13 protein-coding genes and 1 tRNA gene are annotated in these 13448 nt (G+C 71.4%); 4 read left to right on the forward strand and 10 right to left on the reverse strand.

The window, feature by feature from the left end:
- The first annotated feature begins 171 nt into the window (after positions 1 to 171).
- Positions 172 to 453, forward strand: a complete 282-nt coding sequence (locus tag AB3M81_RS13475; protein WP_412904430.1) for a hypothetical protein — start codon at positions 172 to 174, stop codon at positions 451 to 453.
- Positions 454 to 471: 18 nt separating this feature from the next.
- On the opposite strand, the gene AB3M81_RS13480 is transcribed toward AB3M81_RS13475, so the two are convergent.
- The 3 genes from AB3M81_RS13480 to AB3M81_RS13490 all read right to left on the reverse strand — a co-directional run bounded on the left by AB3M81_RS13480 (position 472) and on the right by AB3M81_RS13490 (position 1572).
- Positions 472 to 545, reverse strand: a tRNA-Val gene (locus tag AB3M81_RS13480).
- 170 nt (positions 546 to 715) lie between these two features.
- On the reverse strand, positions 716 to 1189 hold the full coding sequence (locus AB3M81_RS13485; protein ID WP_412904431.1) for a peroxiredoxin: 474 nt from the start codon (positions 1187 to 1189) through the stop codon (positions 716 to 718).
- On the reverse strand, positions 1186 to 1572 hold the full coding sequence (locus tag AB3M81_RS13490; protein WP_412904432.1) for a DUF3052 domain-containing protein: 387 nt from the start codon (positions 1570 to 1572) through the stop codon (positions 1186 to 1188). Before AB3M81_RS13490 ends, AB3M81_RS13485 begins: the two co-directional genes overlap by 4 nt.
- Before the next feature lie 117 nt (positions 1573 to 1689).
- Here AB3M81_RS13490 and aceE point away from each other — a divergent pair, with 117 nt between their 5' ends.
- Together aceE and AB3M81_RS13500 are read left to right on the forward strand one after the other, a co-directional pair.
- Positions 1690 to 4449 carry a pyruvate dehydrogenase (acetyl-transferring), homodimeric type gene (aceE, locus tag AB3M81_RS13495; RefSeq protein WP_412904433.1) on the forward strand — a complete coding sequence of 920 codons (2760 nt, stop codon included), beginning with the start codon at positions 1690 to 1692 and terminating at the stop codon, positions 4447 to 4449.
- 36 nt (positions 4450 to 4485) lie between these two features.
- Complete coding sequence (locus AB3M81_RS13500) at positions 4486 to 5574, forward strand: phosphatase PAP2 family protein (RefSeq protein ID WP_412904434.1); 1089 nt, start codon at positions 4486 to 4488, stop codon at positions 5572 to 5574.
- On the opposite strand, the gene AB3M81_RS13505 is transcribed toward AB3M81_RS13500, so the two are convergent.
- The gene (locus tag AB3M81_RS13505) at positions 5508 to 6488 is read right to left on the reverse strand and encodes an alpha/beta fold hydrolase (protein ID WP_412904435.1); all 981 of its coding nucleotides are present in this window, start codon (positions 6486 to 6488) and stop codon (positions 5508 to 5510) included. The genes AB3M81_RS13500 and AB3M81_RS13505 overlap by 67 nt on opposite strands.
- A 58-nt stretch (positions 6489 to 6546) precedes the next feature.
- Here AB3M81_RS13505 and AB3M81_RS13510 point away from each other — a divergent pair, with 58 nt between their 5' ends.
- On the forward strand, positions 6547 to 7059 hold the full coding sequence (locus tag AB3M81_RS13510) for a hypothetical protein (RefSeq protein WP_412904436.1): 513 nt from the start codon (positions 6547 to 6549) through the stop codon (positions 7057 to 7059).
- A 16-nt stretch (positions 7060 to 7075) separates the two neighbouring features.
- Here AB3M81_RS13510 and AB3M81_RS13515 read toward each other — a convergent pair whose 3' ends face one another.
- From AB3M81_RS13515 to AB3M81_RS13540, 6 genes are all read right to left on the reverse strand, one after another.
- On the reverse strand, positions 7076 to 7546 hold the full coding sequence (locus tag AB3M81_RS13515; RefSeq protein ID WP_489671977.1) for a DUF3145 domain-containing protein: 471 nt from the start codon (positions 7544 to 7546) through the stop codon (positions 7076 to 7078).
- Positions 7547 to 7703: 157 nt separating this feature from the next.
- Positions 7704 to 8708, reverse strand: a complete 1005-nt coding sequence (locus AB3M81_RS13520; protein WP_412904438.1) for a LacI family DNA-binding transcriptional regulator — start codon at positions 8706 to 8708, stop codon at positions 7704 to 7706.
- Positions 8709 to 8896: 188 nt separating this feature from the next.
- A complete protein-coding gene (locus AB3M81_RS13525) occupies positions 8897 to 9340 on the reverse strand; it encodes a phosphatase domain-containing protein (RefSeq protein WP_412904439.1) in 444 nt (147 codons plus the stop codon).
- A 22-nt stretch (positions 9341 to 9362) separates the two neighbouring features.
- The gene (locus tag AB3M81_RS13530; protein WP_412904440.1) at positions 9363 to 10355 is read right to left on the reverse strand and encodes an HTTM domain-containing protein; all 993 of its coding nucleotides are present in this window, start codon (positions 10353 to 10355) and stop codon (positions 9363 to 9365) included.
- Entirely contained in the window at positions 10352 to 11125 is a 774-nt protein-coding gene (locus tag AB3M81_RS13535) for a DUF5819 family protein (RefSeq protein ID WP_412904441.1), read from the reverse strand. The genes AB3M81_RS13530 and AB3M81_RS13535 overlap by 4 nt, the downstream gene beginning before the upstream one ends.
- 84 nt (positions 11126 to 11209) lie before the next feature.
- On the reverse strand, positions 11210 to 13312 hold the full coding sequence (locus AB3M81_RS13540) for a choice-of-anchor G family protein (protein ID WP_412904442.1): 2103 nt from the start codon (positions 13310 to 13312) through the stop codon (positions 11210 to 11212).
- Between the last annotated feature and the right edge of the window lie 136 nt (positions 13313 to 13448).

Here is a 13448-nt window from a genome sequence, read left to right on the forward strand (position 1 = left end):
GACTTAGACATCTCCACTAAGCCGGGAGGTCCTCCTCTTTCACAAGCCCCGTGTCACCAACGTGTCTGCCGAGTACAGCTAGGCGACGCCGATACGACGACGCTGTTCACGATCGCCCACCGCTGGGTCGCCGATCCCGACCCGCTCGTCCAGCGGGCGGCCGTCGCCGCCGTGTGCGAACCGCGTCTGCTGCGCAGCCCCGAGGCGGCCGCCGGGGCGATCGAGATCTGCCGCCGGGCGACGCGGCGACTCGCGTCGATGCCGGCCGACCTCAGCCGCGGACCCGGCGCCCGCACCCTGCGCCAGGCGCTCGGCTACGCGTGGAGCGTGGCGGTCGCAGCGGACCCGCCCGCCGGTCTCGAGGCGTTCGGCGCCCTCGACACGACGGTCCCGGACATCGCCTGGATCGTGACCCAGAACCGGCGCAGGAAGCGGCTGTCCGCCCTGCTGTAGCCGGACCGCGCGCGAGGGTGGGCGAAGAGGGTCTCGAACCCCCGACCTTCCGGGTGTAAACCGGATGCTCTGACCAACTGAGCTATTCGCCCCGAGTGCAGGAGAACGGTAACGCACACCCGGACGAGCGCCCTCCGGAGACGAAAAAGCCGCGCCGCCGGGGTCTCGGGTCCCCGGCGGCGCGGTAGTGCCATCAAACCAGATCCACATGGTCTAGGTGGATGATTTTGGCCCAAAAAACATGGGTCATTCGCCCAAGTTGTCAGGCAAGTGACTGGAGTGCCTCGAGGTACCCGTTGAGCTCGCGAGCGTCACCCAATCCGTTCTCGATCTTCCACCGGACGACGCCCTCGCGGTCGATCACGTAGGTGCCGCGGGCGGCCGCTCCGGGGCCCTCCTGGAAGATGCCGTAGGCCTTCGCGACCGCACCGTGCGGCCAGAAGTCGCTCAGCAGGCTGAAGGAGTAGCCGTCCTGGTCCGCCCAAGCCCGCAGCGAGAACATCGGGTCGCACGAGATGGCCAGCACCTCGGCGTCCGCGTCGTTGAACGCGCTGAGGTTGTCGCGGATCTCGCACAGCTCGCCGGTGCAGATGCCGCTGAAGGCGAAGGGGTAGAACAGCACGACGACGTTGCGGCCGCGCAGCTCGGAGAGCGTGACGTCCTGGCCGTGCTGGTTCTTGAGCGTGAAGTCGGGGGCCGGCATGCCCACCTCGACGACGCCGGTCGAGGCGCTCATCGCTTGTGCGTCCCGAGCTTGGTGGCGACCCAGTTCGGGCCGACGGCGGACGTCGTGGTGATCGACAGCCCGGCGATGGGCGCGGCCTCGCCGATGTCGGCGCCGGAGACGTGTCCCTCGCGGCCCACCTTCGGCGTCAGCAGCCAGACGAAGCCACCCTCGTCGACGTCCTGCAGCGCATCCACGAGGGCGTCGGTCAGATCACCGTCCTCCTCGCGCCACCACAGGATGACGCCGTCGACGACCTCGCCGATGTCGCCGTCCACCATCGCGTGGCCCGTGTGGGTCTCGATCGCCGTCCGCAGCTCCTCGTCGGCATCCTCGTCCCAGCCGAGCTCCTGGATGACGGAGTCAGGTTTGAAGCCCAGCTTCCCCGCGTCCACCGCACCTCCTTGTTCCCTACTTCTCAGTAGGTCGTCATGGTCCTTGCCGGACTCACACTAGCGAACTCCGGGTGGTTTGATGGAGGAGTCCATCCCGACACCCGAGGGAGAGAGCACATGGCCTCATCCGGCCCCGATCGCCCCATCATCCATGGGGGCATGCCGACGCAGCTGCCCGACGTCGATCCCGACGAGACGCGCGACTGGCTGAGCTCGCTCGACCAGATGGTCGACGAGCGTGGGCGCGACCGCGCCCGCTACGTCATGCTGCGCATGCTGGAGCGCGCCCGCGAGCAGAACGTGGGGATGCCCGCGCTGCGCAGCACCGACTTCATCAACACCATCCCGCCCGAGCGCGAGCCGGACTTTCCCGGTGACGAGGAGATCGAGCGCCGGATCCGCTCGTACATCCGCTGGAACGCCGCCGTCATGGTCTCGCGGGCGAACCGCCCCGGCCTGGGCGTCGGCGGCCACATCGCCACCTACCAGTCGGCGGCCAGCCTCTACGAGGTCGGCTTCAACCACTTCTTCCGGGGCAAGGACCACCCCGGCGGCGGCGACCAGATCTACTACCAGGGCCACGCGGCGCCGGGCATCTACGCCCGCTCGTTCCTCGAGGGCCGCTTCGACGAGGCCCGGCTGAACAACTTCCGCCAGGAGCACTCGCAGGGCTTCGGCCAGGGCCTGTCGTCCTACCCGCACCCGCGCCTCATGAGCGACTACTGGGAGTTCCCCACCGTCTCGATGGGCCTCGCGGCGATCAACTCGATCTACCAGGCGCGGTTCAACCGCTACCTGCAGCACCGCGGCATCAAGGACACCAGCGAGCAGCACGTCTGGACGTTCCTGGGCGACGGCGAGATGGGCGAGCCCGAGTCGCTCGGCGCGATCAGCGTCGCCGGCCGCGAGCAGCTCGACAACCTCACGTTCGTCATCAACTGCAACCTGCAGCAGCTCGACGGCCCCGTGCGCGGCAACGGCAAGATCATCCAGGAGCTGGAGTCGATCTTCCTGGGCGCCGGCTGGAACGTCATCAAGGTCGTGTGGGGCCGCGAGTGGGACGACCTGCTCGCCCGCGACACGACCGGCGCGCTGGTGAACCAGATGAACCGCGTCCCGGACGGCGAGTTCCAGAACCTCTCGATCGCCGACGGCGCGTACAACCGCGAGCACTTCTTCGGTCCCGACCCCGAGCTGCGCAAGATCGTGGAGCACCTGTCGGACGAGGACATCGAGCGCCTCCCCCGCGGCGGCCACGACTACCGCAAGGTCTACGCCGCGTTCGACGCCGCTCGCAAGCACCGCGGCCAGCCGACGGTGATCCTGGCGCACACCATCAAGGGGTGGCTGCTGGAGTCGCTCATGGCGCGCAACGCCACGCACCAGATGAAGAAGCTGACCACGGACGACCTGAAGAACTTCCGTGACCGGCTGCGCATCCCGATCACCGACGAGCAGATCGAGTCGCCCGACGGCGCGCCCTACTACCACCCGGGCAAGGACCACGAGCACATCCAGTACATGCTCGAGCGCCGACGCGCGCTGGGCGGCCCGCTGCCGTCGCGCATCGTCAAGGCGACCCCGCCGACCCTGCCGGGCGACGAGGCCTACGCCGACCTGCGCAAGGGGTCGGGCAAGCAGCAGATCGCCACGACGATGGCGTTCGTGCGGCTGCTGCGCGAGCTCATGAAGGACAAGCAGATCGGCTCGCGCATCGTCCCGATCGCCCCCGACGAGTATCGCACGTTCGGCATGGACTCGATGTTCCCGTCGGCGAAGATCTACAGCCCGCACGGCCAGATGTACGAGTCGGTCGACCGCAAGCTGCTGCTGGCCTACAAGGAGAGCGAGAAGGGCCAGCTGCTCCACGAGGGCATCAGCGAGGCCGGCGCCCTGGCGTCGGCGACGGCGGCCGGAAGCGCGTACGCCACGCACGGCGAGCACATGATCCCGGTCTACCTGTTCTACTCGATGTTCGGGTTCCAGCGGACCGGCGACTCGATCTGGGCGATGGCCGACCAGATGTCGCGCGGCTTCCTCATCGGCGCCACGGCGGGCCGCACCACGCTGACCGGCGAGGGCCTGCAGCACGCCGACGGCCACTCCCCCCTGCTGGCGCGGACCAACCCCGCCGTCGTGCACTACGACCCGGCGTACGCGTTCGAGATCGCGCACATCGTGCAGGACGGCATGCGCCGCATGTACGGCGACGAGCCGAACGAGCACGGCGGCACGGGCGAGAACGTCATCTACTACATGACGGTCTACAACGAGCCGCTCGTGCAGCCGGCCGAGCCCGAGGGCGTCGACACGGAGGGCATCCTCAAGGGCGCGTACCGCTACGCTTCCTCGCCCATCGAGGCCGACGCACCCGCGCGGATCCTCGCGTCCGGCGTGGCGGTCCCGTGGGCCCTCGAGGCCCAGCGCGTGCTGGCCGAGGAGTACGAGGTCGCCGCCGAGGTCTGGTCCGTCACGTCGTGGAACGAGCTCGCTCGCGAGGCCGAGGAGGCCGAGCGATGGAACTTCAACCACCTCGGCGAGGACGCCCGGACCCCGTGGATCACGACGAAGCTCGGCGAGGGCGGCCCGACGGTCGCGGTCAGCGACTACATGCGCGCGGTCCCCGACCAGATCTCGCGCTGGGTGCCCGGCACGTGGACGTCGCTCGGCGCGGACGGGTTCGGCTTCGCCGACACGCGCGCCGGCGCGCGCCGCTACTTCCAGATCGACGCCGAGTCGATCGTCGTGGCGGTGCTGGCGTCCCTCGGCCGTGAGGGCCGGCTCGACCCGAAGCTCGCCCAGGAGGCGTTCGAGGGCCTGCGGATCGACGATCCGACTGCGGTCGCGGGCGTCGCGCAGGAGGGCGCAGACGCCTGAGTCATGGCTGTGCGCCGCCACCGTAGACTGTCACGCATGGTCGAACGGTGGTGGCGCGCAGCACGCTCATGGCCCTACACGTTCGGCGTCCTCGTGGCGCTCGCGATCGGCATCACCGCCGTCGTCTACTCGGCCAGGCTCGGCATCGCCCTGAAGGACCCCGAGGGCTTCCTCGGCCCCGCGTACGTCCGCCTGCCGCTCATGGGCCTGGCGTTCTTCGCCGCGGGCATCGTCCCGCTCGCGCTCAAGCGCTCGGGCTTCCGCGGCTTCGGCCGCGGCGTGCGCGAGATCGTGCGCGACGAGTGGTCCTGGGCCCGCGTCGGCCACATCGCCACGGGCCTGCTGACCTTCTACGTCTGCTACGTCAGCTACCGCAACATCAAGGGCTTCCTGCCGGTGCTGCGCGAGGGCGTCAACTTCGACACGATGCTGTCGCGCTGGGACTACTGGCTCATGTTCGGCCACCACCCGGCCGACGTGCTGCACAGCCTGCTCGGCACGGGCCTCATGGCGCAGGTGCTGGCCACGGTCTACGTGAGCTACCTGCCGCTCATCCCGATCACGCTCGCGGCCTTCCTGGTGCTCAACCGCGACTTCTCGCTGGGCGCCTGGTACGCCACCGCCCTGTCGCTCAACTGGGTGCTCGGCGCCGCGTCCTACTACATCTTCCCGTCGCTGGGCCCGGCCTACACGAACGGCACGCTCTTCGACGACCTGCCCACGACGGGCGTCACGCAGCTGCAGGAGTCGCTGTTCATCAACGCGGCGCAGAACCACGAGAACCCGATGGCCGCGCCCATCTGGGGCATCGGCGCGTTCGCCTCGCTGCACGTCTCGGTGACCCTGACGGCCGTCCTGTTCTTCCAGCGCACCGACCAGCCGCGCTACCTGCAGATCACGGCGTGGGTGTACTTCGTGCTCACCGTGATCGCCACGCTCTACTTCGGCTGGCACTTCATCGCGGACGATGTCGCCGGCGCGTTCATCGGCTGGATCTCGGTCGCCCTGGCCGGCTGGGCCACGGGCAACGGGTTCTGGCACCAGCGGCACCACAAGGTTCAGCTGACGGCCGAGGGCGAGTCCGAGTCGGCGTCCGAGACCGGCACGGTCACCAAGCCCGCCTGATCCCCCCGGCGCAGCAGCGCCCGCCAGCGGCCCCGGTGGTACTGCGCCGGCGCCTGCGTGCGGCAGAAGTCCACGACGAGGCGGACGAACTGGTCCGGGTGGTCCTTGTGCGGGAAGTGCCCCGAGTCCTCGAAGACGTGCACCTGCGAGTTCTCCAGCGACGGCAGCTTGCCCGCGTGCGCCACCGGGATCACGACGTCCTGGCGGCCCCACACCATCAGCACCGGCATGAGCCGCGCGAGGTAGGCGCGGTCGGCCATCGTGACGAACTGGCCGCGCCAGTCCAGGACGGTCTTGGCCAGCCGCGTCACGGCGAGGGTCTGGGCGGGGTCGGAGAGTCGCTCATAGATGTCGGCGACCTCGCCGAGGTCGCGCACGAGCGGCACGGGCGCCTTGGCCAGCACGCGCAGCGACGGGCCCGCCACCTCGCGCACGGGGCGCAGCGTCGCCAGGCGCAGGCCGAGGCCGGCGCCGGGCAGCGTGAGCGCCCGGATGAGCGGCGAGACCTCGGATCCCAGTCCCCCGGTGGAGACCAGGACGACCCGCTCGGTGCGCTCGGGGAACTGGTACGCGAACTGCATCGCCACGCCGCCGCCGAAGCTGTGGCCGACGACCGTGACCTTGTCGATCCCCAGGATCGTCAGCAGGTCGCGCATGCCGTTGGCGAAGCCGCCGAGCGAGTAGTCGGCGTTGGGCTTGTCGGACTCGCCGTGGCCGAGCAGGTCGGGGGCGATGACGGTGAAGTGCTCGGCGAGCTGGTCGATGACGGGGAGCCACGTCGTGGAGTCGCACGCCATCCCGTGCAGGAGCAGCAGCGGCGGACCCGAGCCGCGGCGGCGGTAGGCCCGGCGGTACCCGTGGACGACGACGAACTCGACGTCGTCCACGACGTGACAGTCGCCCGGGCCGTTCATTGCGCCATCCTAGGCACGTCGGACGGGCTGCGCCGGGCAAGCCCCGTAGAATCCAAGCGTGACGTCTGCATCCGACCCCCGCCGTCCCGCCGCGCGTGCCGCCGGCTGGCTCGCCCTCATCGGAGTGGCGCTGGGCGTCGCGGTCGGCCTGTTCTCGGCCGGCGCGCTGACCGCCACCGGCGTCACGTCCGCGGACCTGCCCCCGCTGGCCGCGCCCACGACCGAGCCCAGCACCACGCCCACGCCCACCGCGGCGCCCACCACCGAGGCGCCCGAGGACGAGGCGAAGCCCAAGCCGAAGCTGACGCCCATCCCGGGCAACCGCGTCTCCCCCGGCCAGCGCTTCCCGATCGAGGGCGTCATCCCGACCGTCGACAGCGGCACGGTCCTGCAGGTGCAGGTCAAGGACGGCGACGGCCCGTGGGACGACTTCCCGGTCACCGTGGCCGCGCAGGACGGCGGCCGCTTCAAGACCGAGATCTACACGTCGCGCACGGGCGAGCGGAAGTTCCGCGTGACCGACAAGGCCTCGGGCGACTCGACGCCCGAGATCACCGTCACCATCGGCTGAGTCCCCCGCGAGCGGGTCAGATCACCTGGTGCAGCCAGCGCACGGGCGCGCCCTCGCCGGCCTGGCGGAACGGCTCGAGCTCGGCGTCCCACTTGACGCCCAGCAGTCCGTCCAGGGCCTCGTCCATCGTGATCTCGCCCTGGGCCGCCTTGACCCGGAACGCGCGGATGCGGTCCTCGGGGATCAGCACGTCCCCGTGCAGGCCCGTCATGGCGTGGAAGATGCCCAGGGTGGGCGTGAAGGAGTAGCGGGCGCCCTCGCTCGTGGCGGTGGGCTCCTCGGTGATCTCGAACCGCAGCAGGTCCCAGCCGCGCAGGGTCGAGGCCAGGGAGGCGGCGGTGCCCACCGGGGCCTGCCACGACAGCTCGGCCCGGTACGTGCCGGGCTCGGCGGGCTGCGGTGTCCACGCCAGATCGACCTTGCCGCCGAGCACGCCGGCGGCCGCCCACTCGATGTGGGCGCACAGTGCCGACGGGGCAGAGTGCACGAAAAGTACACCCCTCGTCAGGGGGGTGCCGTTCCGGACCGTATTCATGGGTACCTCCCTAGGTGCGCCTTCCCCAGCGATCTCGGGAGATTCCTCGTACACATCATGACCCATGACCGGGACCGCGACAAGGGTCGGGCCCGTCGTGGCGCGGCGATCAGGTCGTCGCGGACACCACGAGGCGCGGGTCGAGACGGATCTGCTGCGCCTCCTGCGCGCCGCCCAGCTGCGCCATCATGAGGCGCCGGGCCACCGCCCCGGTCTCGCGCAGCGGCTGGTCGACGGTGGTCAGCCCGATCGCCCGGGCCAGCACTCCCCCGTCGTAGCCCATCACCGCGAGGTCGTCCGGGACGGTGAGCCGGCGCCGCCGCGCGGCCGCCACGACGGACGCGGCCAGCTCGTCGTGGTGCGCGAACACGGCGGTGGGCCGCGGCCGCAGCGCGAGCAGCTGGTCGAGCGTCTCGTCGGCGTGCACGAAGCCCGGCCCGCACTGGAGCCGCCGGATCGAGTCCTGCGGCAGGCCCGCCAGCCGGAAGGCCGACTCGGCGCCGAACCAGCGCCGCTGGTCGGGCGCCATCGGGTCGGCGACCTGGTTCGCCTCGGCGACGAAGACGACGTGCCGGTGGCCGCGCTCGATGAGGTGCTGGCCCGCGATGAGGCCGCCGCGGTCGTCGCGCACCGAGACGGACGAGAAGCCCTCGTACTCGCCGTCCACGAGCACCGTCGCGAGGCGCCGCCGGATCAGCCGGCGCGCGAGCGTGTCGTCCAGCGGCACGCCCATGATGACGAGGCCGTCGAGTCGCCCGGAGGACGGCAGGGAGGCCAGCAGCGGCCGCTCGTCGCCTCCCGCGTCGTCGTGGTCGAACACGACGACCTCGGTGCGGCCGGTGCGGTCCTCGAGGATCCCGGCGAGGCGCTCGAGGTAGGACGGATGGGCCGTGAACGGCGCGAGGACGCCGATGCGGCCGACGCCGCGCCGGGCCCGGGAGACGGCCTGCTCCTTCGGGACGAAGTCGAGGTCGTCGATGACCTTGAGGACCCGCGCCCGGGTGGACTCGCGGACCTTGTCGGGGCGGTTGAGGACGTGCGAGACGGTGGCGACGGACACGTTCGCCACCTTCGCGACGTCGTAGATCGTGGCGCGGCGGTCAGCGACGGCCACGGTGGTTCCCCCGCCGGCGCGGGGCACGATGGTGCTCGCGCTGGTGGGGCGGCGAGAGCGTGGAGACGACCGTCGCGACAGCGACGCGAACGGAGCGGAACGTCAGGTTCATCGGGCACCCCCACACTCGGGCGATCTACCTCACAGTGAACCGGGGTCCCGGTGGTGTCAAGACGCGCGATCCGCGCTCAGGCCGGGCTGGGGACCAGAGTGACGGACGTGACTCCTGCGGCGTCCAGCAGCGCGACGATCTCGCGGTCGTCCTCCCAGGCCTCGACCACGCGGAAGCCGTCGTCGGCGATGTCGCGCAGCAGCTCGGCCTTGACCTTCGGGGCCGGCCGGTAGTCCGCCGCGAGGCGCATGTAGAGGCCGTCCCACGCGATCTCGTGAGCGGCGAGCCAGTCGATCGTGAGGTCCCGCCAGACGAACTCGCGACCGGTCCACAGCACGATCGCCAGGCCCCGCCGACGGGCGTCCTCGAGCGCCGCCCGCACCGCGGCGTCGGGCGGGCAGCCGGCCGACGCGGCGTGGAAGGCACGGTAGTCGCGGTCGGGGCCCTGCGTGAGGTGGACGATCGCCGAGGTGTCGCACAGGGTGCCGTCGAGATCGAACAGGGCGGCCTCGCGAGTCATGGCCCCATCCTCGCAGCACGGCTCAGCGTGCCGCAGCGGCTCGCACCCCGAGCGCACCCAGCCCGGCATCGAGGCGACTCAGGGCCGGCGCAAGCCGCCTCCGCAGCGCGAGCCAGGTCGAGTCACGCACGAACAGCGTGTCCAGCGCGATCATGGCGAGCGAGAACGACCACAGGCCCAGCAGGGCGGCGATGCCCAGGTGCATGAGCACGAGCGCGACGAGGCAGAAGGCGCGCGTCGGCCGCCACAGGACGGCGAGCGGGAACAGCGTCTGCGTCCACAGCGCCACGAACGTCGCCGCGGTGATGAGCAGGCCCGACTGCCACAGCAGCTCGCTGACGAGCGGCTGGACCTGGAACGCCTCGAGCCGCAGGGCGTAGAACAGCGCGGTCCCCTCCAGCCAGGCCTCGCCCGACAGCTTCCACACGCCCGACACGGCGTAGACCACCACGATCTGGAAGCAGCACAGCACGAGGCCGGCGTTGTGGGCGGCGTTCGCGACGTGGGCCGGGACGAGGCGGCGCGGTGGGCGTCCCGCGGCCTCGCGCCGACGCCGCAGCAGGGCGTCGACGGACAGGTGCGCGCCCAGGTTCGAGAACAGCATGAACAGCAGCGCGAGCCGTGTGAGCGTGTCGCCGCCGTTCAGCACGTACGGGTTGTTGGCCTGCAGGCACACGAGCAGCACGAGCAGCAGGGGCAGCACGACGCGGGTGCCGAGCCCGATCGTGAACAGGACGGCCAGCACGACGAGCGCGAGGAACACGAGGTCGAACGCCGCCGGCGAGCCCTTCGCGAGCAGCGTGTCGAACGTCCAGAAGCCGCGGCGTCGCGCCTCGGGGTCCACCCAGAACGAGGCGTCTCCCCACAGCAGCGCCCGGTCGCGCGCACTGGGCAGGAGCAGGGCCAGGATGGACAGGCCGAACAGGATCCGCAGCACCGCGAAGCTGCGCAGGTGGTGCTGGGCGCCGGTGAACCAGCGCAGCACCCGGTCCAGGAGGACGGCGGCGCGGCTCACGACGCCGCCTCGGCGAACAGCCAGCCGGCGCCGTGCCGCCGGATGAGCTCGCGGTACTCCTGGACCACCCGCGGCGCGACGGTGACGCGCGAGCGGCGCCAGCCGAAGGTCGTCGTGGCGGTGGCGAACTGACGCTCCTCGACGAAGCGGTTCTGGAAGTCGTTGGGGCGCTCGCGCACGATCCGCCACTGCACCTGCTCGATCGGCCGGCCGAACCCCGCGACTGCGTACATCGTCGCGTACCGCATGAGCATGTAGTCCAGACGCAGGAAGCGGATCACGTCCGCGTCCCCCTCCCCCAGCGTCCGGATGAGCTGCTCGTCCGCGACGGCCTCGCCGTCGGCCGTGACGAACGAGTCGCGTGCACGGTCGCGCTGCGCCTCGTCGAGCGCGAGGTAGCGCTGCAGGTAGGTGCCGGCGGCGTTCCAGCTGCTCTTGGCGATGCGGGACGGGACGACGTGCCCGGTGACGGAGCGGTGCTCGATGTCCGTGACGGAGACCCAGTCGGACTGCACGGGGCGGCCGTCCGGACCGCTCCACTGGGCGCGCAGCTCGAGCGTGCGGTCGGTCTTGAGGATGTCCGGGGCGAAGACGCGCCAGTTCTGCCCGAAGTACGGCAGGGCGACGCTGCGGGCCTCGGCGCGCAGCGGGGTTCCCGCCGGGGCGACCACGAGGACGGTGGTCAGCATCACCACGGCCGTCACCGCCAGGGCGACGAGGCCCGTGATGCGGGCGGAGCGGCTCAGCGGCGGGTCGGGGCTCGTGGACACGGATCACCTCTCGGACAGGTGGGCGGGACGACAGGGCGGGCCGGGACCGTCGTGAGACGATCCCGGCCCGCCCTGGGGCATGGATCAGCCGTCGGTGCGTCGGCGGGCGACGACGACCGCGCCGATCCCCAGGCCGATCAGGGCCAGGGCGGCGATCGCCGGCAGGACGCTGCTCGAGCTGCCGGTCGAGGCCAGCGTGCCGTCGCCGTACGGCGCGGTCGCGCTGTTGGACTCGACGCCGCTGGCGTCCGCGTCCGCGTTCGCGTCCTCGCCACCGACGCCGCTGTCGGCGTCGGCGTCCGTCGCGTCCGCATCCGTGGCGTCCGCATCTGTCGCATCGGCGTCCGTCGCGTCGGCATCCGTCGCATCGGCATCCGTCGCATCCGCATCGGTCGCATCCGCGTCCGTGGCGTCGGCATCCGTCGCATCCGCATCGGTCGCATCCGCATCGGTCGCATCCGCGTCCGTGGCGTCCGCGTCCGTCGCATCCGCGTCCGTCGCATCCGCATCCGTCGCGTCAGCATCCGCGGCGTCGGCGTCCGCGTCGGCGTCGGCCTCGTCGAGGGCGAGGACGCTGGCGGAGCCGAGCTCGATGTCCACGTCCGCGATGTCCGGCAGGACCCGCAGCGACAGGGCGCGGACCGTGTAGCTCTCGGGGCCGAGGTCGAGCGCGGCGGCCTGCGCCGTGGTGGTGGGCTGGTCCTGCTCGTTGATGGTGATCCGGGCGATCCGCTCGAGCAGTGGCTCGAGCGCGTCGTCCAGCAGCTCGGTCACGACCGGCTGGACGGCGGCCGTGACGGCGGGCTGGATGCCCCCGACGACCTCGTCCACGGCGGGCTCCAGCGGAGTGCCGATGTCGGTGACGAGTCCGCCCAGGGCGTCCGTGAGCGGCTGCGTGATGTCACCGAGCGGGATCCCGAGGGCCGCGAGGCCGCTCGTGTCGACCGTCGGCTCCGCGGCGCCCTCGCTGCCGAGGAAGCCGCCGAGCGTGCCCGTGACGCTCACGGGCGCCTGGACCACGCCGCCCACCGCGGTGACGTCGAGTCCGATGTCGAGGCCGACGTCGTAGATGCCGTCCGTCACCAGGTTCGTCGTCTTGGTCACGAGCGAGTTCGGGCCGGGACCGACCAGCGCCTCGGTGACGCCGTCGAGGATCGCGTTGACGACCGCGCCGCTGAGGACCTCGGTGTTCGGCGGCAGCGAGTTGAGGTCGTCCACGCCGGCCGCGTCGATGACGAGCGCGGCAAGGTCGACGCCGATCCGTCCGCTCGCGAGGTCGACCGTGACGGAGCCCTCGGCGTTGGACAGGGGCTCGGCCAGCAGCTCGCGACGGACGCTCGTGGAGAGCGCGGCCGTGTCGACCGACAGGCCGCTCAGCTCGGCGTCCACGAGGGGCAGCGAGTCGACGGTGTCGACGACCCCGGTGGTGAGCGTCTCGATCGCCCCGCCGGGACCGACGAGGCCGAGCACCGGCTCGACCGCGTCGTCCACGACGGCGTCGACGTCGTCCGTCAGCGCGGCGACGAGCGGGCTGTCGACGCTCAGTCGCAGGTCCGCCACGGCGTAGTCGCGCGTGACGTCGGCGCCGTCCTTCTCGGCGCGGGCTCCCAGCGCGCCGATCTGGATCTGCGCCTGGCTGATCAGGCGGTCGACCGCGTCGGCCCCGATCACCTGCCCGAGCAGGCTGGTGAGGTTGACCGTCGCGGGCTCGAAGTCGCCGCCGGCCGCGGCGTCGACGTTGAGCGAGCCGTCCTCGTTGATGATGCCCGACGAGGCGACCGAGTTCGTGGTGCTGGGCGAGGCCGCGCGACTCGACAGCGTGCCGAGATCGCCCAGGTACAGCAGGCCATTGCCGTTCGCCGTGGGGGTGATCAGGGGAAGCTCGACCGTCCCCAGGTCCACGTCGACGAGGCCCTCCAGCACGCTGAGGTTCAGCCGGTCCGTGTTCGGTCCGGGGTTCGTGCCCACCTCGGACACGGCGCGCGCCGATCCGGCGACATCCAGCCCGAGGCCCTCGACGAAGAGTCCGTGGCCGTGGGCCGCGGAGTCCGCCGTCGTGGGCACGTCGTCCGCGAGCGCGGAGCTGAGGGCCAGTGCGGGGGCGACCAGCAGCGTCGCCGCGGTTCCGATCGCCAGTCTGCGGGCGCGCCGCGCGCGGCCCGGGGGTCGTGAGTTCTGTGCGTTCACCTTGCCTCGTTTCCTTGCTCTCTCGCGCTTCCCGCGGTGCAACCCGGGGTGACTTCCTTCGGACGCTAGGTCCAGTCGGCGAGAGAGACCACGTGTGCCAGTAGCGCGTAGAGGGACGGGTGGGAATACTGAGACA

Source organism: Aeromicrobium jepli, assembly GCF_047246605.1.
Classification (GTDB): Bacteria; Actinomycetota; Actinomycetes; order Propionibacteriales; family Nocardioidaceae; genus Aeromicrobium.

Excerpts from the sequence above, each read along its gene's own strand:
- AB3M81_RS13485 (WP_412904431.1), bottom strand. The coding sequence starts at position 1,189 with ATGAGCGCCTCGACCGGCGTCGTCGAGGTGGGCATGCCGGCCCCCGAC.
- AB3M81_RS13505 (WP_412904435.1), bottom strand. The coding sequence starts at position 6,488 with ATGAACGGCCCGGGCGACTGTCACGTCGTGGACGACGTCGAGTTCGTC.
- AB3M81_RS13500 (WP_412904434.1), top strand. The coding sequence starts at position 4,486 with ATGGTCGAACGGTGGTGGCGCGCAGCACGCTCATGGCCCTACACGTTC.
- aceE (WP_412904433.1), top strand. The coding sequence starts at position 1,690 with ATGGCCTCATCCGGCCCCGATCGCCCCATCATCCATGGGGGCATGCCG.
- AB3M81_RS13525 (WP_412904439.1), bottom strand. The coding sequence starts at position 9,340 with ATGACTCGCGAGGCCGCCCTGTTCGATCTCGACGGCACCCTGTGCGAC.